The organism is Streptomyces sp. YIM 121038 (genome assembly GCF_006088715.1).
Taxonomy (GTDB): Bacteria; Actinomycetota; Actinomycetes; order Streptomycetales; family Streptomycetaceae; genus Streptomyces.
In genome coordinates this window covers 2830580-2851838 of the sequence record NZ_CP030771.1, presented here as the reverse complement: position 1 = coordinate 2851838, position 21259 = coordinate 2830580, and the positions used below count along the sequence as shown (strand labels likewise).

The following is a 21259-nucleotide window of genomic DNA, read 5'->3' as shown; positions in this document are numbered from 1 at the left end:
GCCGCGGAACTCCGGTCACTGCGAGCCGCGGAACTCCGGCCCCTCCACGATCAGCCCGGCGACCAGCGTGCCGGACATGCCCGCGTGCGGCAGGCCGCCGCCGGGGTGCGCCCAGCCCCCGGCCGCGAACAGGCCTGCCACGGCCGTGCTGTTGGCGGGGTGCAGCAGGTGTCCGCCCGCCGCCGCGAGAGCGGGCGGCGGGACCGCGCCGCCCTCGGCGCCGGTGGCCTCCTCGACGTCGGCCGGGGTGCGGACCTCGTGCCACAGGAGGCGGTCGCGGAGGCCGGGGACGGCAGTCTCGGCGCGCTCGACGAGCGACCGTACGTCCGTGTCCGTGACGGTGGCGCCCGCCGGGACCGTGGCGGTCAGGGTCACGGCCTCGTGGTCCGCGTCCGGTCTGCCCGCCGGGTCGTCCGGACGCAGGACGGCGAGGGTCGGGGCGGCGGGCAGCCCCGGGCGCGGCCCGAAGACCCGGTCGAGCTCGTCCGCGCGGTCCGGGGTGTGCAGCACCGTGCGGTGCGGGGTGCCCTCGGGGCGGGCCCCGCGCAGGGCGAGCAGGACGGTGAGGCGGCTGGGGAGGCCCGAGCGCGCGGGGACGTCGCCGGGGGCGCGCACCGGTGTCCCCGCGTCCGGACCGGCCACGTCGGACACCAGGGCCTCCAGCGTGCGCGGCGGGACGCCCGCGACCACGAAGTCCGCGTCCACCACGGTGCCGTCCGCGAGGGCGACGCCCGCCGCGCGGCCGTCCTTCACCACGATCCGCGTCACCGCCGAGCCGAAGACGAACTCGACCCTGCGGGCCAGGCACCGCTCGTACACCGCCCGGGCGAGCGCGCGCAGGCCGCCGCGCACCGACCAGGAGCCGAAGGTCTGCTCCAGATAGGGCAGGACGGCCGCGCTCGCGGGTGCCGTGCGCGGGTCGAGGCCGTGGGCCAGGGCGAAGTGCTCGAGCAGGGCGCACAGGCGGGGCTCGCCGCTCAGCTCGAAGGCGCCGATCTCGGCGAGCGTGGCCGCGCGCCGCTCCTTGCGCAGCAGGCGGCGCCGGGCGACCGAGGGGTAGGGCTCGCGCTCGGCGAGCACCTGCCAGTTCGGCCACAGGGGCTCTTCCAGGAGGGGGCGGCGGGTGCGGTCCCAGGCCTCCCGCGCGCGGTTCATGAACGCCGACCACTGGGCGCCCGCGCCGGAGCCGAGGGCCGCGTCCAGGGCCTCGCTGACGCCCGCCCGCGAGGCGTTCGGCAGGTCCGTCGTGGTGCCGTCCGCGAAGACGTGCCGGACCGCGGGCTCGACCTGGGACAGCTCGACGCAGTCCTCCAGGGGCTGCTTGCCCGTCTTCACGAACAGGTCGCGGTAGACCGCGGGCAGGTGCAGCAGGGCCGGGCCCGTGTCGAAGCCGAAGCCGTCGCGCTCCACGCGGCCGACCGCGCCGCCGTACGTCCGCGCGCGCTCGTGCACCACCACCCGGTGGCCCGCGACGGCCAGCCGGGCGGCGGCCGTCATGGCGCCCATCCCGGCGCCGATCACCACAATCCGTGCCATGCCAGGGACTTTATCCGCCGCCACTGACAACGCCGTCGGCCGCCCGCCCCCTGTGGCCTCCCGCCCCTACGGCCGCCCGTCCCGCGGGCGGTCAGGACCGGCAGGCGGCCGGTCCGGCGGCCGTCCCGCCGCGGCGGCCAGGCGGCGCTCCTCGCGGCGCTGCGCCCTGCGCCGCAGGAACCGGCGGATGCGCGAGGCGAGGAAGGCGAGCAGCAGCAGGCCGATGAGCAGCAGCACGCCCGCGATGACCGCCGCGGCCTCGGGGTGGAACATCGCGAAGCTGACCACCCCGCCGACGCCGAGGTCCTCGGCGGTGCTCACGATGGCGTTGCTGAACGGCTCCGGCGAGGTGTTGACCGCCATCCGCGTCCCGGCCTTGACGGCGTGGCTCGCCAGGGCCGTGGAGCCGCCGATCGCGCCCGCCGCCACGTCCGGGAGCGAGCCGCTCTGCCCGGCGAGCAGCGCGCCCACCCAGGCGCCGGACAGCGGCCTGATGACGGTGTGCACGGCGTCCCACACCGAGTCCACGTACGGGATCTTGTCGGCGACGGCCTCACAGGCGAAGAGCACGCCCGCGGCGATCAGCACCCCCGGGCTCTGCAGTGACTCGGGCACGTCGTCGGATACCCCCGTGGCACCGAAGACACCGAGCAGCAGGACCACCGCGTAGGCGTTGATCCCGCTGGCCCAGCCGCTGGTGAACACCAGGGGGAGCACACTCACAAGGTCACCGGCCTGCGGGACCGCGCGTCAGGCGGGCGGGGGAGTCAGTACGGGTCAGCACCACCCCAGGATCATGCAGCGGGACGCGGTACGCCATCGAGAAGCGACGCGAAGCGTCCTGCGCCGCGGGCGACACGCACGGGGACCGCAGCAATGCGAAGAGCGCCGCGGGGCGAGGACTACGGTGCGGGCGTGTTCGGTCTTGTGGTCATGCTCGTGCGGCTCGGGAGCGCGCTGCGTACGGCGTGGGGAAGGCCCGCGTTCCGGGGAACGGCGTGGACGCTGGCGCTGCTGTGGACCTCGGCCACCTTCTTCTACGCGCATCAGGAGGGGTGGGGCGTGCTGGACTCCTTCTACTTCGCGGTGTGCACCGGGCTGACGATCGGGTACGGGGACCTGGCTCCCGCCACCGCTCTCGGAAGGGTCTTCACGATCCCGTACGGGCTCCTCGCGGTGGGTGTGTTCGCCGCCCTGGCCACTCAGCTCGCCCAGGCCTTCACCACGACTCATGCCGGCCGAGCGGCCCGTATCAAGGCCCGGAAGGGCACGGCGAAGCACGGACACGGACGAGATCGCAACTAGCAAGCGACGTTCCGGCCTGCGCGTGAGCACCCGGGCCTGAGTATCCGTACCTAGGGGTGGAGATGAGTACGCGCGCGGATGGGGTCCGACGTGCGCGGACGGGAGAGTGATGACACGGAGAAGGGCGCGGCACCGGCACCGCCGACACGGGGCGGCGGAACGGGGCGGCGCCCTTGACCGCTCCTCCCGCTCTCAAGGGCGGGAGCGAGGTCACGGGGGCGACCGGGGGAACGACCACGGGGGTCGCGCGGGGGACCGAGTGAGCGCCGGTCCGGTGTGCCTGTGCCAGGCCGCACCGGACCGGTGCCACGCGACGGGGGATGCGTACGAACGGGTGAACCGGGGCGCGCGTGCGCGCCGGTGGCCCGCCCGGGTCAGCGGCTGCCGCTCACCCGCCCCTGGAGCAGCCGGGACAGCGCCGCGTGCACGTCGTCGAGCGAGCGCTCCGGCTGGAAGGACTGCCAGTCGAGCGCGGCCACCAGGACCATGCCCACGAGGGCCGCCGCCGTCAGGGGGATGTCGATCTCCTCGCTGAGCTCGCCGTTCGCCACGCCCGCGCGCAGGACGTCCTCGACCACGGCGACGGCCTGCTGGCGGACGACCATCAGGGTGGACTGCCAGGCCCGGTTGGTGCGCCACAGCTCGGCGACGTACAGCTGGGTGAAGGCCGGGTAGCGGTCGATGAAGAGGAGGCCCGCGCGGATCATCGCGTCCAGGGCGTCGACCTTGCTGCCGCCCTGGAGGACGGTCTGCTCGGCGGCGTCCTTCAGGGAGGCGGTGAGCAGGCCCACGCCGTGTCGCAGCAGCTCTTCGAAGAGGACGGACTTGCTGGCGAAGTTGTAGTAGACCGTGCCTTTCGCGACGCCCGCCCGTTCGGCGATCTCGTCAACTGTCGTGGCGGAGAACCCCTGTTCCGCGATGAGGGTGACGGCGGCCTCGTACAACTTCTGTCTGGTGGCCTCACGCCGCGTGCTGCTCGCGCTGCTTTCCATGCGCCTGATTTTCACAGGTTCCGTCCCGTTCACAGGCTCAGCTCCGGGTGCAGCCGGTCGAGTGTCCACACCTGCTTGCGGCGCGCGGTGACGGCGGTGAGCGCGAGGGCGCCCGCGGTGAAGGCCGCCAGGACCGCGCACGCCTGCCAGACCGGGCCGAGGCCGCCGCCCGTGATGAGCCTCCTGAGGGCGTCGACGACGTAACTCATCGGCAAGTAGGGGTGGATCGCGCGGAAGAAGCCGGGGCTCGTCTGCACGGGGTACGTGCCGCCCGCCGACGTCAGCTGGAGCATCAGGACCGCGAGGACGAGGATCCGCCCGGCCGCTCCGAAGCGTGCGTTCAGCCACTGCACGATGGCCGCGAAGCAGGCCGTCACCAGGGTCAGGAAGCCGACGGTTCCGGCGGCCCGCGTCATCTGGAGCCCGAGGCCCCAGTGCAGTACGGACATCAGGGCGGCCACTTGCAGCACTCCCAGGGCCGCGACCGGCAGCCAGCCCGCGAGCGCGACGCGCCACGCGGCGGCGCCCGCGGCGAGCGCGCGCCGGTTGAGCGGCTGGATCAGCATGTACGCCACCATCGCGCCGACCCACAGGGACAGCGGGATGAAGTACGGGGCGAAGCCGGTGCCGTAGTTGGGCGCCTTGTGCAGGGACTGGGAGGCGAGCTGCACGGGGTCGGCCATGACGTCGGTGCGCCGGTCGCGGTCCTTCTTGTCGTAGTCGGGGATCTTCTCGACGCCGTCGTGCAGGCCGCCCGCCAGCTTCTGGGAGCCGTCGGCCAGTTTGAACAGGCCGCCGTTGAGGTCGCTCGCGCCCGTCTTCAGCTTGCCGACGCCCGCGTCCAGGTCCGTGGCGCCGGTCTTGGCGGTGCCGAGGCCCGCGTGCAGCTTCTTGGCGCCCTTGGCGACGTCCCCCGCGCCCTTGTCGAGCGTGTTGACGTCCCGGACGGTCTTCTCCAGCTTCTCGTCCAGACGCGGGGCGCGGTCGGCGAGGCCCTGGGCCTTCTTCTGGAGCGTGGCGAGGCTCGTGTCGAGCCGCTTCAGATCGCCGTTCTGGTCCTTGACCAGCGTGTCCACGTCCCCGGCGATGGTCGAGACGTCGGCCGCGACCTCCTTGGCCTTCTTCAGCTTCGGGCACCAGGGCGGGGCCTCGGGAGCGCGCAGGCACTGCTCTTCGTAGACGCCGTCCAGGGCGGCCGAGGCCTCCTTGGCGTCGGTGGCGGCCCTGGGGGCCTTCTCGACCAGGGTGCCCAGGTTGTGGCGGACCGCCCTGGAGGAGTCGGCGACGAGCTGCGCGCTGTCACCGAGGGTCTTGCCGTTGTCCTTCAGGTACGGCCGTACCTTGGCCGCCTCGCCGTTGACGCGGTCGGCCAGCTTCCGCGTGCCGTCCGCGACGCGGCGCGAGCCGTCCTCCAGGTCGCCCGCGCCGGTGTGCAGCTTCCTGACGCCCGAGGCGAGGTTCCCGCTGCCGTCCTTGGCGCTCTTCAGGCCGTCGACGAGGTCCTTGGAGCCCTTCTCCGCCTTCCCGATGCCGCCTTCGAGCTTGTCGGCGCCCTTGGCCGCCTTCGCCGTCGCCCCGTGGATGTCGGAGAACGAGATGAAGATCTTGTCGAGGAAGCCGCGCGAGGCCTTCGTGGAGGCCGCCGTGCGCACCTCCGAGAACACCGTGCGGGAGATCTGCCCGACGATGTAGTTGTTCGCGTCGTTCGTACGGACCTGGAGGGCCCCCGTCTCCGGGGAGGCGCCCGAGCTCGACGCGACGCGCCTGCTGAAGTCGGACGGCATGGTCAGCGAGAGGTAGTACGTGCCGTCCTCGACGCCCTCACGGGCCTCGGCGGCACTCACCTCGCGCCAGTCGAAGGTCTCGCTGTCCCGCAGCTTCTTGACGATGTTGTCGCCCGCGGCGAGCTTCTCGCCGTCGACCCGGGTCCCCTTGTCGTCGTTGACGAGCGCCACGGGGATCCGGTCGAGGCGGCCGTACGGATCCCAGAACGAGCACAGGTACAGCGCGCCGTACAGCAGGGGAAGCAGCAGCAGCGCGACGAGTGCCGCGCGCGGGAGCCTGCCCCTGCCGAAGCGCTTGAGCTCAAGCGCGGCGAGCTTCGGGGAGCGCATCCGCCGTCTCCTTGTCGTCGTCGGTGGGGCCGGCAGGGCCGGTGGGGCCGGTCGCGTCGGGGCGTTCGGCGGCGGGCGCGGTCGAGACGACCACCGAGCCCTCGGGCGCCTCGCTGCACACGGCCACGACCGTCGTCCCGCGCGCGGCGACGGAGCGCAGCAGTGCCCAGGCCTCGTCCCGCTCGGCGTCCGACAGCTTGAGGTCGGTGTCGTCGACGCCGAGCAGCCGGGGACGTCCGACGAGCGCGAGCGCCACCGAGAGCCGCAGCGCGTCGAGGCGCTCCAGGTCCCGCACCGATGTCCGCGAGCCCTTGGGGAGCGCGGCGACGTCGAGACCGGCGGCCCCGAGCGCGGTGTCGATCCGCAGCCGGGACGCGGTCGCCCGCTCGGCGCGCGGCCGCAGCAGGCCGCGCAGCGAGCCCTCGTACCGCCGCTCCAGGAGCGCGCGCTCCCGCAGGTGCTCGGCGACGGTCAGCGCGGGGTCGAGGTCGTTGACGCCCGGCACCGGGCCGAGCGCGCTGATCCGGCGCACCGCGGTGAGCTGGCCGGGAAGCCGGGCGCGGTCCACGGACGCCGTGCCCTCGGTGGCCCGCATGCGTCCCGTGAGGGCGAGCAGCAGACAGGTGCGGCCGGACCCGGAAGGGCCCTCGACGGCGACGAGCGCGCCCGGCTCCGCCGCGAAGCCGATGCCGCGGAAGGCCCAGCCGCGTGGCCCCTGGAGTCCGAAGTCCGCCGCGCTGACGGCGGCGCCGTGCGAACCGTTCACGGTCTTCCTCGCCTTTCACGTCGTCCGAAACGTGGTGGCCGACCGGCCGACCAGCAGGGGCCGGTAAGCCCGAGCCGCCCGGCCGAGGCCGCCGTGCGGGGCCACCGGGCAAGTTTTTGTACTGACTGGTCAGTTCAAAAGGTAGCCCGAACCAACGAACGGGGCAAAGCCCCAGGTCAGCGCCGATTGTCAGTGGCGTACCCCACGATGGGCACATACGGCCACTGCGCCGTCACACAGACGACAGGAGGTTCGTCATGGCCCGTTCGCACGCAGCGGCCGCCGCACCCCGGCGCCGCGCCGCAGGCCCTGCCCCCTCACTGACCGGCCCGGCGAGCGACGTGCACCCCGTCCTGCGCCGCGCCACGGCCCCGCCCGCCGCCCTCGAACTGCTCGCCCAGGCCCGCGCCGGACTCGACGAGGCCGCCCGCCTGGACCCTCCGAACGAGCGCTATGCCACGGCCCACCTGGCCGCCCTGCGCACCGCCGCCGCCGTCCTCGCCGCCCGCGGCCGCCCCGAGCTCAACCCACGGCGCAGGCAGCGCATCCGCAGCGCCTGGGACGTGCTGCCCGAGATAGCCCCCGAGCTGACCGAGTGGAGCGCCCTGTTCGCCTCCGGGGCCGCCCGCAGGGCCCGCGCCGAAGCGGGCATCCAGGGCGCGGCCAGCGTCCGCGACGCCGACGACCTGCTGCGCGACGCGGCGATGTTCCTGCGCCTCGTCGAGCGGATGCTGGTCCTCCAGCCCGTGCTGCCACAGGCCCGCCAGGAGCCGCCGGATGCGGGCTGACCTGGGCGTGCGCCGTGCGGTCCGGGCCGGCCCCGCGGCGCGCGCCCGGCCCGGGGGCGGCCGGGTGCCGCCGTGAGCGGGCGCCCGCGCCGCCCGCCCCCGGTGATGCCGGGGCACAGGTCCAGAGGCAATAGGGTGGGAGCGCCCGTACCCGAACAGCCCGCCGACGCACAGGCGGAGCCGCGCCGAGGAGTCAACTGCCGTGTCGGACCCGATGCGCCCGCCCGCCTCCCCCCGCCCGCCGCAAGCGGCGTCGCTGCGCTCCGACCCCCCTCGCCCCCGCGCTTCGCTCCGTACGGCCGTGGTCTGGGAGGTCCTGAAAGACGCCCTCGACCGCCGGGTCAAGGCCACCGCGGGCGACGGCCCCGGCGGCCTGGAGGTCCTGGACACCGGCGGCGGCAGTGGCAACTTCGCGGTACCCGTGGCCCGCCTCGGCCACCGCGTCACGGTCGTCGACCCCAGCCCCAACGCGCTGTTCGCGCTGGAGCGCCGCGCCGCGGAGGCCGGTGTCGCCGACCGCGTGCGCGGCGTCCAGGGCGACGTGCACGGCCTCTTCGACGTCGTTGAGCGCGGCGGCTACGACGCGGTGCTCTGCCACGGCGTCCTGGAGTACGTGGACGACCCCGCCGAAGGCGTGCGCAACGTGGTCGGAGCGCTGCGCCCCGACGGCGTCCTGAGTCTGCTCGCCGCGGGCCTCGGCGGCGCCGTCATCGCCCGGGCCCTGGCCGGACACTTCACCGAGGCCCACCGCGCGCTCGCGGACCCGGCCGGACGCTGGGGCGAGGGCGACCCGGTGCCGCGCCGCTTCACCGCCGACCAGCTCACCGACCTGGTCGAGGGCGCGGGCCTGCGCGTGGCCGGGGTGCACGGCGTGCGGGTCTTCGCCGACCTCGTGCCGGGCGTCCTCGTCGACACCGAGCCCGGCGCCCTGGAGGCCCTCCTGAAGCTGGAGGCGGCGGCCGCCGAGCTGTCCGCGTTCCACTCCGTGGCCACCCAGCTGCATGTGCTCGGCGAGACCCCCGAGGCGAGCGGGGCCTGAGCGCCGACGGGCCGCTGCGGCTCCTGTGACGCCTGGGGCTACCTCGCTGATCAGGGGCGCAGCAGCACATGGAGTACGCCACAGGCCCCCCGAACGGGCTACGGGCGCCGTATGATCGAGGGACACCGTCCGGCATGACAGACCGGCCGCTGGGGAATGCAGGCTTCAGCGAGCCGGAGCGACCTGACGGTCCGGTTTGGCGAAGTTGGCGCAGAGGGGCGGGTTTCACGGGGGCGATTCCCTGCCTATCCTGAAGGGGACCCCCCGGTCGCCCCGGCGACTGCACGATGAGGAGGACTCCGTGCCGCTCTCGGAGCACGAGCAGCGCATGCTCGAGCAAATGGAGCGAGCGCTGTACGCCGAAGATCCCAAGTTCGCGACAGCGCTTGAGGGAAGCGGGCTGCGTACGTACACCCGGAAGCGGGTCTACCAAGCGGTCGCGGGCTTCCTGGTGGGCATCGCCCTTCTCATGGCCGGAATGGTCGCCCAGCTGATCTGGGTGAGCGTGGTGGGATTCCTCGTCATGCTGGGCTGCGCGGTGCTCGCCGTCACCGGTTGGCGCAAGGCGCCCAAGCCGGGCGAGCAGGCCCCCGGCACCCCGAGTGGATCCGCCGCCCCGCACGGGCGGCGGCAGCATCAGCCCAGGCAGCGGCGGTCCATGATGGACCGCATCGAGCAGCGCTGGCAGCGCCGCAGGGACGAGCAGCAAGGCGGCCAGTAGCTCTCCCGGAGGATTTCCCCGCCGCGCCTGACTTCCCAGCTCCGCCCAAGGCCCGTCGCGCACCCCGCGCGCCGGGCCTTGTCGCTGTCCGGCGCCGCCCGGGTGGACGCCGGTGCCGGGCGACGGTCCGCGCCGGGGCCGGTGCCCGTGTGACCGTCCGCGCCGCCGTCGGCACCCGGTGGCCCGGGCGGGCTCCGGGGCCCGCACGCCCTGGTGACCGGGCCCCGTGAAGCAGTGGCTCCGGCGTTTGCTCATACATGTGCACCCGCACACGAGGCAAGGGTGAGGGAGCCGCACACGACCGTGGGGTGACCGCGCACAGGCGGTCACCCCACGGACGTTTCGGGCCAGGCCAGGGCGGCCGGACCCGGGGCCTCAACTCCCCTCGCGCGCCGCGGGCCGGGCCGGCCAGCGCTTGGCGAGGCGCCGCTGCCACCGGGCGCGCAGCCCGGCCCAGCGCTCCGAAAGCGCCCCCATCACCCGCGCGGCCGAACGCGGCGCGAGCGTCGCCCGCAGCCGGGCCGGACGGCTCGCGGAGGCCCGCAGCCCCGCCCGCAGCCGCCGCACGTCGTCCGGCAGCCCCGTCGCGTGCCGCGGCTGCGGCGCGTAGAGGACCTGCTCCACCGCCGCGGCCACCCGGTGCACGGACTCCGCGGCGCCCGCCTCCAGCTTGCCGAGGCGGACGATCCGGGCCGCCGCCGTGCGCGGTGTCCGGGACTCGTCCGGCGGGATGCCGTGGTCCCACGCGGTGTCCGTGACCTCTAGCCACGCCGCGAGGGTCCGCGCCGCCGCGTCCGCCTCGGTGCGCCCGCCGACGCCGAGGCGCACCGCGCGCACCCGTGTCCGCCACAGCAGCGGCAACAGGGGCACCGCGAGCACGGCGAGCCCCGCCAACGACCCGCCCACGATCATCGCGACCGGCGGCCCGTCGTCGTCGGAGCCGGACGCGAGCTGCGGCATCGCGCTGCCGCAGCCGCCCGCCTGCCGCTGGTCACGCGGGCAGTCCGAGGACTGCGAGGGCCCCGGGGACTCCTTCGCCGACGTGGACGGCCCGGGCGCCGCCGGGTCGCTGGAGTCGTCGGTCGGGGTCTGGTCCCGGGTGTACTCCGGCACGGAGCCACGGGTCGGCGTCGGCTCGAAGCGGGTCCAGCCCACGCCCTCGAAGTACAGCTCGGGCCAGGCGTGCGCGTCCCGCAGACCCACCGACATGGTGCCGTCCGCCTGCGCGGAGCCCGGTGTGAAGCCCACCGCCACGCGCGCCGGAATGCCGAGCGTGCGCGCCATCGACGCCATGGCGAAGGAGAAGTGGACGCAGAAGCCCTCCTTCTGGTCCAGGAAGCGCGCGATCGCCGAGGGCCCGCTGCCCGCGCGGACCTGCGTGTTGTACGTGAAGCCGCCGTCGGAGGCGAACCAGTCCTGGAGCTTCACCGCCCGCTCGTAGTCGTTCGCCGCGTCGCGGGTGATCCTGCGGGCCGTCTCCTCCACCACCGAGGGCAGCGAGTCCGGCACCTTGGTGAACTCCCGCTTCACGGCCGCGGGCGGCGGGGGAGCGGCCGCGAGCTGCTCGGCCGTGGGCTCCACGACCAGGCTGTTGACGGAGTACTGCACGCCCCGCGTGGTCTGCCCGCGGTCGCCGACCACGGCGCGGCCCACTGGCTCGTACCGCCAGCGCCCCTCGATGCGCACCTGGCTCGCCGGATACGGCATGGGCAGCCAGTTCTGCGCGTAGCCGTCCGCCGCCGAGAGGTTCGTCTGGATCTCGGTCCTGCGGACGGTGGGGGACAGGCCCTGCGGGTCCGGCAGGCGCGAGGGGATGTCCTCGATGTCCCGGACGGTGGTCTTCCACGTCGTGCCGTCGAACTGGTCGAGCGACACGATCCGCAGATACATCCCCTGGGAGTTCTTCGCGTTCGTGCGGTACGAGATGACCTCGCGGTCCTCCGGCTGGTTCAGGCTGTCCTGGAGCGCGACCAGCGGGTTCACCGCGGAGATGGTGCCGCCGCCCCCGCGGCCGCCGCCCCCCGGCCCGTTCGAGTCGTCCAGGAGGCCGCCGTCGAGGGCGGGCAGCGCGAGCGGCACCACCAGGGCGACGCCCAGGGCGACGGCGCCGATGCGGCGGCCCGTGCGCACCGGGGCGAGCGCGCCGCCGTCACCGTCCAGGCCCGCCGAGACCCGGCCGGGCGGCCGGGCCGCCCCGCCGAAGACCCGCCCCCACTGCGAGAGCCGGTCCCGGCCCTCCGCGAGGAGCAGCAGCAGATATCCGGCGGCCGCGAGCAGGAACCACAGCCACCCCGCGCCGTCCTCGGCGAGGCCCGCCGCGATCGAGTACAGGGCGAGCAGTGGAAGGCCCGCCGGCGCGGCCGTGCGGAACGTCACCGCGAGCGCGTCCACCATGAGCCCGACCACCAGGACCCCGCCGACCAGCATCAGCCGGATGCCGTCGGTGAGCGGCGCCGGGATCGCGTACCGCCCGACGTCGTCGCCGCCCGCCTCCAGGAGCAGCCCGAAGTGCCGGAACACCTCGGGCCCCGGGATCACCCCGGCGAGCGCCTGCTCCCGGCCGAAGACCAGCGTCAGGAGCAGCAGCGTGACCAGGGCCTGCGCGGCCACCGTCAGCGGCCGGGCGAGCGGCACCCGCCGGGCCAGGGCGCCCACGCCGCTCTGCAGCGCGAGCAGGATCGCCGCCTGCACCACCCAGCCCGACTCGTCGACGAGCGGCAGCATCGCGCCCGACGCCATCAGCGTCGCGGCGGCGGCGCACAGCGCCAGTCGCGTACGCCCACTCATGTCCATCCCCCTGTCCCGCCCGCCATCGGACCCGCGCTCGCCGCGGGCGCCGCCACCGTGCCGGTGCGCAGGTGGTCCGCCTGGCGCCACAGCTCGACCAGCGACACCCCGGGCGGCACGGCGACCGCCGTCCAGCCCGCCTCGCGCAGCAGCCGCAGGCCGTTCGCGGCCGCCGGGGACGGCGGGGCGCCCGCGCCCCGCAGCCAGGCGTGGCTGTCGGTGAGGAAGGCGACCGCGGCACCGCTGCGCTGGCGCATCTTGGCGACCACCGTGGCCTGCTCCTCGTCGAGGTCGCCGAGGAAGGCCACGAGGAGGCCTTCGTTGCCGCCGCGGAGCACGTCGTACGCGCGCGAGAGGCCCGCGCCGTCCGAGTGGTCGATCACGGCGAGCGTGTCCATCATCAGCCCGGCCGCGTCCGCCGACTCCTGGCCGGTGCCCGCGTATCCGTCGGCGCCCTCGCCGGGCAGCGAGTTGCCGGTGTCGGTCAACAGGCGTACGGAGAAGCCCCGCTCGAGCATGTGCACCAGCGTGGAGGCCGTGCCCGAGACCGCCCACTCGAAGGCCGAGTCCGGGCCCGCGCCCTGGTAGGCCACCGCGCGGCTGTCCAGGAGGACCGTGCAGCGGGCGCGCTGCGGCTGCTCCTCGCGGCGCACCATCAGCTCGCCGTAGCGCGCGGTGGAGCGCCAGTGGACGCGGCGCAGGTCGTCGCCGTAGCGGTAGCCGCGCGGAATGACGTCGTCCTCGCCCGCGAGGGCGAGCGAGCGGTGCCGTCCGTCGCCGTACCCCTTGGCCTCGCCGGTCAGGCGCACCGCCGGGAGCGCCTCCACGCGCGGGACCACCGTCAGCGTGTCGTACGTGGAGAAGGACCTGGTCAGCTCGCACATCCCGAAGGGGTCGGTGAGGCGCAGCTGGAGCGGGCCCAGCGGATAGCGGCCGCGCAGGTCGGAGCGGACGCGGTAGGACACCTCGCGGCGCCCGCTCGCCTCCACGCGGTCGAGCACGAACCGAGGCCGCGGCCCGAGCACGTACGGAACGCGGTCCTGGAGCATCAGCAGGCCCGTGGGCAGCCGCGAGACATTCTCCATGCGCAGGTGCACGCGCGCCTCCGCACCGGCGGGCACGCGCGCGGGGGTCAGCCGGCGGCTGCCCGCGACGCGGTAGCGCGTGCGGTACAGCACGCCGGAGCACACCAGCGGCAGGACCGCGAGGAGCAGCCCGACCCGCAGCAGGTCGCCCTGGCCGAGCACGTAGGCGCAGACGGCGGCGGCGATGCCCGCGGCGAAGAAGGAGCGGCCCCGGGTGGTGAGCCCGGCGAGCGCCGTGCGCAGGCCGCCCGGCTCCCCCCTGTCCCCGTTGTTTCCGCTGCCTCCGTCGTCTCCGTTGTGCCCAGTGCCGCCGATGCCGCCGGTACCGCCGGGTCGCTCCGACGGCATCCCCCCGGCCGTCATCACAGCCTCCGGGCGCCGGGCGGCTGCTGGCCGAAGAATCCCTGGCCGGGCTGTTGTGCCGCCGGGACCGGAGTGCGCTGCAGGATCTCCAGGACGACCGATTCGGCCGTGCGGCGGTTCAACTGCGCCTGGGCCGTGGGCAGCAGCCGGTGCGAGAGGACGGCGACGGCCAGCGCCTGCACGTCGTCCGGCAGGGCGAAGTCACGGCCGCTGAGCGCCGCGGACGCCTTGGCGGCCCGCAGCAGGTGCAGGGTCGCGCGCGGCGACGCGCCGAGTCTCAGATCGGGGTGGTTGCGGGTGGCGCCGACCAGGTCGACCGCGTACCGCCGCACGGCCTCGGCGACGTGGACCGTGCGGACCGCGTCGATGAGCTTCACGATGTCGTGCGCGTGCGCCACCGGCTGGAGGTCGTCCAGCGGGGACACCCCGCCGTGCACGTCCAGCATCTGGAGCTCGGCCTCGGGGCCCGGATAGCCGATCGAGACGCGCGCCATGAAGCGGTCGCGCTGCGCCTCGGGCAGCGGATAGGTGCCCTCCATCTCCACCGGGTTCTGCGTGGCCACCACCATGAAGGGACTGGGCAGCTCGTACGTCTGCCCGTCGATGGTGACCTGGCGCTCCTCCATGGACTCCAGGAGCGCGGACTGCGTCTTCGGGGACGCGCGGTTGATCTCGTCGCCGATCACGATCTGCGCGAAGATCGCTCCCGGTTTGAACTCGAAGTCACGGCGCTGCTGGTCCCAGATGGACACACCCGTGATGTCCGACGGCAGCAGGTCCGGCGTGAACTGGATACGCCGCACCGAGCAGTCGATGGACCGCGCGAGCGCCTTGGCGAGCATGGTCTTGCCCACGCCCGGTACATCCTCGATGAGCAGGTGCCCCTCGGCGAGGAGCACGGTCAGCGAGAGCCGTACGACCTCCGGCTTGCCCTCGATCACACCCTCGACCGACCCGCGGACACGCTCCGCCGTGGCGGTCAGATCTGTGAGGCTCGCTCGATCGTCATAGGTCGTCACCCGGCCCTCCTCGGCCCTTCCCCACGCTCGGCAAGGAGCAAGGGACACCTCTTTTCATGGTTCCCCGGGCCGACACTCACGTGCGGACCGGCCCACCCCGAAACACGGACACCACGCGTGAATGGTTCAGCGCGGCGCCACACAGGCATTCTTGTTGGGCATACCGGTTCGTGTCACTTGCCTGTGGATAACTGGCGCCGTTATGTCGGATCTTGCGGCGTTTCGGGTGCCGGAAATTGTCCGGTACCCGGTACCTCGGGGTCACACACTGTCGATTCGGTCACGCGGGCCCTCCGCGGTCGCACGCGAGCGGGGCGCCGCCGTTCCCGGTCGGCGCCCCGCTCGTGTCCGGCGGGTGTGTCGCGGCCTCAGGCGGGGTCGATCTCGCGCAGCAGGCCCGTGTGCACGTCGAAGACGAAGCCGCGCACGTCGTCGGTGTGCAGCAGGAACGGCGAGGTGCGCACGCGCTGCATCGACTGCCGCACGTCCTGGTCGACGTCGCGGAAGGACTCCACGGCCCACGCGGGCCGCTGTCCGACCTCCATCTCGAGGTCGTGCCGGAACTCCTCGGTGAGGGACTCCAGGCCGCAGCCGGTGTGGTGGATGAGGGCCACGCTGCGGGTGCCGAGCGCGCGCTGGCTGATGGTCAGCGAGCGGATGACGTCGTCGGTGACGACGCCGCCCGCGTTACGGATGGTGTGGCAGTCACCGAGTTCGAGGCCGAGTGCGGCGTGCAGGTCGAGGCGGGCGTCCATGCAGGCCACGACCGCGACCCGGAGGACGGGCCGGGCGTCCATGCCGGGGTCGGTGAAGCCCGCCGCGTAGCGCGTGTTCGCGTCGACCAGGCGGTCGGTGACGGTGGCGTCCTCGCGGGCACCCGTGGTTATGGCGCCTTCGGGCTCGGTGGGGAGGGATGCGGAAGTCGTCATGACTATGACGGTAGTGGTCACCGCGGGTGCGGGCCTGCCGTGGGAGGGGACAAAGAACGTCATCGAACGTTGTTGTGAGGTAACCCACAGGGAGGCGCCCGGGCCCGCCGAACGGGTGAAGTCGCGCTGATCGCGGACGTGATCCCGGCCGGGCCGCGCCGCGCAGGCCGGTTGATTGACCGCGAGACAGGGTGGACTAAAGTGACGCGAAGCGGGAGCGGAGACCTGCTCCCCGCTGGTACATCCGGAGATTCGCAGAATTCCCCACGTGCGTGGCGCGTACGTACGGCTCGGCCTCCTCCCGCTCCCGGTCGGCTGACGCCGCCTCCCCGGCGCCGGCATCCGGCTCCCCTTCACCGAGCGGGCGGGGACCCGGCGGTGCGTACGACACCCGCCGGACCTGAGAGGGCCCCAAAGTGACAGGGCGCGAAGCGCTTCCCAATAAGGGTGCTGGGCGACGGGCGGGCCGACACGTCCCGGTGATGCTCCAGCGGTGCCTGGACCTGCTGGCCCCGGCGCTCACCCGGCCGGGAGCCGTCGTCGTCGACTGCACCCTCGGCCTCGGTGGCCACAGCGAGGCCCTCCTCACCGCCTTCCCCGAGGCCCGCCTCGTCGCCCTGGACCGGGACAAGGAGGCGCTGCGCCTGTCCGGCGAGCGGCTCGCGCCCTACGGCGAGCGCGCGACCCTCGTCCACGCGGTCTACGACGAGCTGCCCGAGGTGCTCGACCGGCTCGGCATCCCGCGCGTCCAGGGCGTCCTGTTCGACCTCGGCGTCTCCTCCATGCAGCTCGACGAGGCGGACCGCGGCTTCGCCTACGCCCAGGACGCGCCCCTCGACATGCGCATGGACCAGACGACCGGCATGAGCGCCGCCGAGGTCCTCAACACCTACCCCGCGGGCGAGCTGGTGCGGATCCTGCGCGCGTACGGCGAGGAGAAGCAGGCCAAGCGGATCGTCTCCGCCGTCGTGCGCGAGCGCGACAAGGAGCCCTTCAGCAACAGCGCCCGGCTCGTCGAGCTGATCAGGGACGCGCTCCCGCAGGCCGCCAAGCGCACCGGCGGCAACCCCGCCAAGCGCACCTTCCAGGCCCTGCGCATCGAGGTCAACGGCGAGCTGAGCGTCCTGGAGCGGGCCGTCCCGGCGGCGGTGAAGGCGCTCGCCGTGGACGGCCGCATCGCCGTCCTGTCGTACCACTCCCTCGAGGACCGCCTGGTCAAGCAGGTGTTCGCGGCCGGGGCGGCGAACACCGCGCCGCCCGGCCTGCCGATCGTGCCCGAGGAGTACCAGCCGCGGCTCAAGCTCCTCACGCGCGGTGCCGAACTGCCCACCGAGGAGGAGATCGCGGAGAACCGCAGGGCCGCGCCCGCGCGGCTGCGCGGAGCCCAGCGCATCCGCGAGGACGTCACTCCGTAAGAGGCGTCCGCGAGGTGCCCGCGTGAGCGGGACGGCTCGCGGAGGCGAGGGGAGCGAGGGGAGCGAGGGGTCCGCATGACCGAGGTGGCTTCGTGGAGGAGGTGGCTTTCGTGAGCAGGAGACCGCAGCTCCGGGGGCGGGCGGCGCGGCTCGCGCGGCTGCTGCCCGGCGGCCCGAGCCAGGCCGCCCGGACCCCCTTCATGCTCCTGGTCGTACTGCTGCTCGGCGGCGGCCTGATCACGCTCCTGCTGCTCAACTCCTCGCTCAACGAAGGGTCCTTCCAGCTCAGCAAGGTGAAGCGGGAGACCCAGGAGCTCACCGACGAGGAGCAGCAGCTCCAGCGGGAGGTCGACGAGTACGCCGCCCCGGACGCGCTCCAGCGCCGCGCCCGCGAGCTCGGCATGGTCCCCGGCGGCGACCCGGCCTTCCTGAACCCCGACGGCACCGTCCGCGGGGTCCCCGGCAGCGCGCCGGGTCCCTCGGCCCTGCGCGAGTCCGCGGCCCGCCCGCCCGCGCCGCTGCCCCCGGCGCCGCAGGCCCCCGAGGCGCTGCCCACGCCCGGGGCCGTGCCGTCCCCGGCGCCGAGCCCGGCCGCCGTGCCGCCCGCGAGCGGCACCTCGCCGGGCGCCGCCCCGCCGGGGTCCGCCCCGCCGGGCGCCGCCCCGCCCCCTTCCGCGAAGCCCGCCCCCACGACCTCCGGCAGGTGACGTAAGTGACGGATCGTCAGCCGCCGCCCCGGCGCCGCGTCCCCGGACCGGCCCGCCCCGTCCGGCCCGCCCGCGACGGCGGGCCGCGCCGCCCCCAGCAGGGCCGGCGGCCCGCCCGCCGCCCGCGCCCGGCCGCGGCCAGGCCGCTGCGCCTGGGCAGCCCCCGGCCCCGGCTGCGCCTGGTCAGCCTCGCCCTGACCCTGGTGATGCTGGCGTTCGTGGTGCGGCTCCTCCAGGTGCAGGCCGTCGACGCCGACGCGTACGCCGCCAAGGCGGAGAAGAACCGGTACTCCAGCCACAAGATCGCCGCCGAGCGCGGGGCCATCACCGACCGCCGCGGCGTCGAGCTGGCCACCAGTGTGGACGCGTACGACATCACGGCCGACCCCACGCTGTTCACGGCCGCGGAGACGAAGATCAAGGACGCGCCCGAGCAGGCCGCGGCCCTGCTCGCGCCGATCGTCGACGAGGACGCCGACGTCCTGGCCAAGAAGCTCAGGACGCCCAAGACCCGCTTCACCCTGCTCGCCCGGCGCGAGACCCCGCAGGTGTGGAAGCAGATCAAGGACCTGCGCGCCACGCTCGCCGACAAGGCCAACGCCGACGCCACGGCCGTCAACGTCCTCGCGGGCGTCTTCGCCGTGCCCACCAGCAAGCGCGTGTACCCGAACGACGACCTGGCCGCCGGGATACTGGGCTGGGTCAACGCCGACGGCAAGGGCGGCGGCGGCATCGAGCAGCAGCTCGACAAGGGCCTCGCGGGCAAGCCCGGCGAGATCCGCTACGCCCAGTCCGGCGGCCGCCAGGTGCCGACCGCGGGCACCAACGAGAAGCCCGCCGTGCCCGGCTCGGACGTCGAGCTGACCATCGACCGCGACATCCAGTGGGCCGCGCAGGACGCCATCACCGAGCAGGTCAGGAAGTCCCGGGCGGACCGCGGCTACGTGGTCGTGCAGGACACCCGCACCGGCGAGGTCCTCGCCATGGCCAACGCGCCCGGCTTCGACCCCAACGACCTGTCCCGGGCCGCGAGCGGAAGCCTCGGCAACGCGGCGGTGCAGGACGCCTACGAACCGGGCTCCACCGCCAAGGTCATGTCGATGGCCGCCGTCCTGGAGGAGAACGCGGCGACGCCCCACACCCGGGTGACCGTGCCCAACCGGCTGCACCGCGGCGACCGGCTCTTCCAGGACGACATCGACCACCCGACCTGGTACCTCACGCTCAACGGCGTGCTCGCCAAGTCCAGCAACATCGGCACGATCCTGGCCACCGGCGAGCTGGGCGACACCCAGCGGCAGGTGAACCGCACCCTCTACTCGTACCTGCGCAAGTTCGGCATCGGCAAGCCCACCGGACTGGGGTTCCCGGGCGAGACCAAGGGCATCCTCGCGCCGCCCGAGAAGTGGTCGACCTCGCAGCAGTTCACCATCCCGTTCGGCCAGGGCGTCTCCATCAACGCCATGCAGGCGGCCTCCGTGTACTCGACCCTCGCCAACGACGGCGTGCGGATCGAGCCCACGCTCGTGCGCGGCACCAAGGGACCCGACGGCCGCTTCACGCCCGCGCCCGCGCCCGGGAAGAACCGCGTCGTCAGCAAGAAGACCGCGAACACGGTCGCGCGGATGCTGGAGTCCGTCGTCGACGACGAGGAGGGCACCGGCACGAAGGCGCGCATCCCCGGCTACCGCGTCGCGGGCAAGACCGGCACCGCCAACCGCGTCGACCCGCAGACCGGCCGCTACCGCGGCTACACCTCGTCCTTCGCCGGGTTCGCGCCCGCCGACAAGCCGCGCGTCACCGTCTACTGCGTCATCCAGAACGCCAAGAAGGGCAGCTACTTCGGCGGACAGATCTGCGGGCCCATCTACAAGAAGGTCATGCAGTTCTCCCTGAAGACCCTCCAGGTGCCGCCCACCGGCCACACCCCCGCCCGCCTCCCGGTCACCTTCACCCCGGGCAAACCGGAGACGCCCGGCCGCCCTCCGGTCGCCGACAAGCCGGGCCGCTGAGCGGGATCCGCCGTGACGACGATCACCCCGGATCCGGGGAACCGCACACCAGGGCCCCTCCCTTTTGGCCCCAGCGGGGGTACGCCCGGTACGCTCACCGCCGTGCCACACGCTGATCAGTCCCAAACCACCCAGAAGGACGCTCCCGTGACCTATCCGGGACCGCCCCGGCCGGCCCAGGTCTCCGCCACCCCCCTCGCGGAGCTCGCCGATCAGCTGGGGGCCACGGCCCCGGGCACCGCACCGGGAGCCACCGGTGTCACCGGCATCACCCACGACTCGCGCGCCGTGCGCCCCGGCGACCTGTACGTCGCGCTGCCCGGCGCCCGCATGCACGGCGCCGACTTCGTCGCCCAGGCCGCCGGCCACGGCGCCGCCGCCATCCTCACCGACCCGACGGGCGCCGAGCGCGCCGTCGGCACGGACCTGCCGGTCCTCGTCGTCGAGGACCCGCGCGGCCGCATGGGCGAGCTGGCCGCCGCGGTGTACGGCCACCCCGGCCGCGACCTGCTCCAGATCGGCATCACCGGTACGTCGGGCAAGACCACCACCGCGTACCTCATGGAGGGCGGCCTCAGAGAGGTCCGCAGCACCGGTCTGATCGGCACCGTGGAGATGCGCATCGGCGACGAGCGCATCAAGTCCGAGCGCACCACGCCCGAAGCCACCGATCTGCAGGCGCTGTTCGCGGTGATGCGCGAGCGCGGCGTCCAGGCGGTCGCGATGGAGGTCTCCAGCCACGCCCTGGTGCTCGGGCGCGTGGACGGCTGCGTGTTCGACGTGGCCGTGTTCAACAACCTGAGCCCGGAGCACATGGAGTTCCACTCCGACATGGAGGACTACTTCCGGGCCAAGGCGCAGCTGTTCACACGGCGGCGCGCCCGGCTCGGCGTCGTCAACTACGACGACGAGTACGGCCGCAGGCTCCTGACCGAGTCCGAGGTCCCGGTCACCACCTTCTCCGCCGAGGGCCACCCGGACGCCGACTGGCGCGCCGAGGACGTCCAGGTGGGGCCGATGGACTCCACGTTCACCGCCGTCGGCCCCAAGGGCGAGCGGATCGCCGCGAAGTCGCCGCTGGCGGGTCCGTTCAACGTGGCCAACACGCTCGCCGCGATCGTCGCGCTGGCCGTCGCCGGGATCGACCCGCAGACCGCGGCCGACGGCGTGGCCGCGGTGCCCGGCGTCCCGGGCCGCCTGGAGCGCGTCGACGCGGGCCAGGGCTACCTCGCGGTCGTCGACTACGCCCACAAGACGGACGCTGTCGAATCGGTCCTGCGCGCGCTGCGCAAGGTCACCGAGGGCAAGCTGCACATCGTGCTCGGCTGCGGCGGTGACCGCGACCGGACCAAGCGCAGGCCGATGGGCGCCGCCGCGGCCCGGCTCGCCGACACCGCCGTACTGACCTCCGACAACCCCCGCTCCGAGGACCCCCTCGCGATCCTCGCCACGATGCTCGCGGGCGCCGCGGAGGTGCCTGCCCACGAGCGCGCCGAGGTCGCCGTCTTCGAGGACCGGGCCGCCGCGATCGCCGCGGCCGTCGCCCGTGCCGAGCCCGGCGACACCGTCCTCGTCGCGGGCAAGGGCCACGAGCAGGGCCAGGACATCGCCGGGGTGGTCCGTCCCTTCGACGACCGCCAGGTGCTTCGCGAAGCTATCCAGCAAACCCAGGGATGAAGTT

General features: G+C 74.1%; 17 protein-coding genes. 8 read left to right on the top strand and 9 right to left on the bottom strand.

From position 1 onward, the window contains the following. Positions 1 to 15: 15 nt before the first annotated feature. Positions 16 to 1536: an NAD(P)/FAD-dependent oxidoreductase gene (locus C9F11_RS11875; RefSeq protein WP_138959248.1), complete on the bottom strand. Its 1521-nt coding sequence runs from the start codon at positions 1534 to 1536 to the stop codon at positions 16 to 18. Between the two features lie 66 nt (positions 1537 to 1602). After that, the gene (locus C9F11_RS11870) at positions 1603 to 2259 is read right to left on the bottom strand and encodes a DUF4126 domain-containing protein (RefSeq protein WP_138959247.1); all 657 of its coding nucleotides are present in this window, start codon (positions 2257 to 2259) and stop codon (positions 1603 to 1605) included. A gap of 192 nt (positions 2260 to 2451) precedes the next feature. On the opposite strand from C9F11_RS11870, the gene C9F11_RS11865 reads away from it, so the two are divergent. Then, a complete protein-coding gene (locus tag C9F11_RS11865; protein WP_212767815.1) occupies positions 2452 to 2841 on the top strand; it encodes a potassium channel family protein in 390 nt (129 codons plus the stop codon). 374 nt (positions 2842 to 3215) lie between these two features. On the opposite strand, the gene C9F11_RS11860 is transcribed toward C9F11_RS11865, so the two are convergent. Genes C9F11_RS11860 through C9F11_RS11850 form a run of 3 tightly spaced genes read right to left on the bottom strand, consistent with a single transcriptional unit; the run spans position 3216 to position 6713 of the window. Then, positions 3216 to 3833 carry a TetR/AcrR family transcriptional regulator gene (locus C9F11_RS11860; protein WP_138959246.1) on the bottom strand — a complete coding sequence of 206 codons (618 nt, stop codon included), beginning with the start codon at positions 3831 to 3833 and terminating at the stop codon, positions 3216 to 3218. Positions 3834 to 3862: 29 nt separating this feature from the next. Next, entirely contained in the window at positions 3863 to 5947 is a 2085-nt protein-coding gene (locus tag C9F11_RS11855) for a YhgE/Pip domain-containing protein (protein WP_138959245.1), read from the bottom strand. Beyond that, the gene (locus tag C9F11_RS11850) at positions 5919 to 6713 is read right to left on the bottom strand and encodes an ATP-binding cassette domain-containing protein (protein WP_138959244.1); all 795 of its coding nucleotides are present in this window, start codon (positions 6711 to 6713) and stop codon (positions 5919 to 5921) included. Before C9F11_RS11850 ends, C9F11_RS11855 begins: the two co-directional genes overlap by 29 nt. A gap of 257 nt (positions 6714 to 6970) precedes the next feature. Between C9F11_RS11850 and C9F11_RS11845 the strand changes: the two genes are divergently transcribed. The 3 genes from C9F11_RS11845 (at position 6971) to C9F11_RS11835 (ending at position 9261) form a co-directional block, all read left to right on the top strand. Next, positions 6971 to 7501, top strand: coding sequence for an SAV_6107 family HEPN domain-containing protein (locus C9F11_RS11845; protein ID WP_138959243.1), 531 nt, complete (start codon positions 6971 to 6973; stop codon positions 7499 to 7501). A 202-nt stretch (positions 7502 to 7703) separates the two neighbouring features. Next, positions 7704 to 8540 carry a methyltransferase gene (locus tag C9F11_RS11840; protein WP_171075707.1) on the top strand — a complete coding sequence of 279 codons (837 nt, stop codon included), beginning with the start codon at positions 7704 to 7706 and terminating at the stop codon, positions 8538 to 8540. Positions 8541 to 8841: 301 nt separating this feature from the next. Then, a complete protein-coding gene (locus tag C9F11_RS11835; protein WP_138959242.1) occupies positions 8842 to 9261 on the top strand; it encodes a DUF3040 domain-containing protein in 420 nt (139 codons plus the stop codon). Positions 9262 to 9636: 375 nt separating this feature from the next. Here the strand turns inward: C9F11_RS11835 and C9F11_RS11830 are convergent, their stop codons facing one another. The 4 genes from C9F11_RS11830 to C9F11_RS11815 all read right to left on the bottom strand — a co-directional run bounded on the left by C9F11_RS11830 (position 9637) and on the right by C9F11_RS11815 (position 15444). Beyond that, entirely contained in the window at positions 9637 to 12048 is a 2412-nt protein-coding gene (locus C9F11_RS11830; RefSeq protein WP_138959241.1) for a DUF3488 and transglutaminase-like domain-containing protein, read from the bottom strand. Next, entirely contained in the window at positions 12045 to 13481 is a 1437-nt protein-coding gene (locus C9F11_RS11825) for a DUF58 domain-containing protein (RefSeq protein WP_138959240.1), read from the bottom strand. Before C9F11_RS11825 ends, C9F11_RS11830 begins: the two co-directional genes overlap by 4 nt. Positions 13482 to 13495: 14 nt before the next feature. Next, positions 13496 to 14515 (bottom strand): MoxR family ATPase, encoded by a 1020-nt coding sequence (locus C9F11_RS11820; RefSeq protein WP_138959239.1) that lies wholly within the window; start codon positions 14513 to 14515, stop codon positions 13496 to 13498. A gap of 368 nt (positions 14516 to 14883) precedes the next feature. Then, a complete protein-coding gene (locus tag C9F11_RS11815; protein WP_212767814.1) occupies positions 14884 to 15444 on the bottom strand; it encodes a carbonic anhydrase in 561 nt (186 codons plus the stop codon). Between the two features lie 479 nt (positions 15445 to 15923). On the opposite strand from C9F11_RS11815, the gene rsmH reads away from it, so the two are divergent. The 4 genes from rsmH to C9F11_RS11795 all read left to right on the top strand — a co-directional run bounded on the left by rsmH (position 15924) and on the right by C9F11_RS11795 (position 21255). Further along, positions 15924 to 16859 (top strand): 16S rRNA (cytosine(1402)-N(4))-methyltransferase RsmH, encoded by a 936-nt coding sequence (gene rsmH / locus C9F11_RS11810; protein ID WP_269078079.1) that lies wholly within the window; start codon positions 15924 to 15926, stop codon positions 16857 to 16859. Positions 16860 to 16969: 110 nt separating this feature from the next. Continuing rightward, positions 16970 to 17566 carry a septum formation initiator family protein gene (locus C9F11_RS11805; RefSeq protein WP_138959236.1) on the top strand — a complete coding sequence of 199 codons (597 nt, stop codon included), beginning with the start codon at positions 16970 to 16972 and terminating at the stop codon, positions 17564 to 17566. A 5-nt stretch (positions 17567 to 17571) separates the two neighbouring features. Continuing rightward, positions 17572 to 19578, top strand: a complete 2007-nt coding sequence (locus C9F11_RS11800) for a penicillin-binding protein 2 (protein WP_138959235.1) — start codon at positions 17572 to 17574, stop codon at positions 19576 to 19578. Positions 19579 to 19590: 12 nt separating this feature from the next. Continuing rightward, positions 19591 to 21255: a UDP-N-acetylmuramoyl-L-alanyl-D-glutamate--2,6-diaminopimelate ligase gene (locus tag C9F11_RS11795; RefSeq protein ID WP_171075705.1), complete on the top strand. Its 1665-nt coding sequence runs from the start codon at positions 19591 to 19593 to the stop codon at positions 21253 to 21255. The last annotated feature ends 4 nt before the right edge of the window (positions 21256 to 21259 follow it).

Excerpts from the sequence above, each read along its gene's own strand:
- C9F11_RS11815 (WP_212767814.1), bottom strand. The coding sequence starts at position 15,444 with ATGACGACTTCCGCATCCCTCCCCACCGAGCCCGAAGGCGCCATAACC.
- C9F11_RS11855 (WP_138959245.1), bottom strand. The coding sequence starts at position 5,947 with ATGCGCTCCCCGAAGCTCGCCGCGCTTGAGCTCAAGCGCTTCGGCAGG.
- C9F11_RS11860 (WP_138959246.1), bottom strand. The coding sequence starts at position 3,833 with ATGGAAAGCAGCGCGAGCAGCACGCGGCGTGAGGCCACCAGACAGAAG.
- C9F11_RS11875 (WP_138959248.1), bottom strand. The coding sequence starts at position 1,536 with ATGGCACGGATTGTGGTGATCGGCGCCGGGATGGGCGCCATGACGGCC.
- C9F11_RS11825 (WP_138959240.1), bottom strand. The coding sequence starts at position 13,481 with ATGCCGTCGGAGCGACCCGGCGGTACCGGCGGCATCGGCGGCACTGGG.
- C9F11_RS11830 (WP_138959241.1), bottom strand. The coding sequence starts at position 12,048 with ATGAGTGGGCGTACGCGACTGGCGCTGTGCGCCGCCGCCGCGACGCTG.
- C9F11_RS11845 (WP_138959243.1), top strand. The coding sequence starts at position 6,971 with ATGGCCCGTTCGCACGCAGCGGCCGCCGCACCCCGGCGCCGCGCCGCA.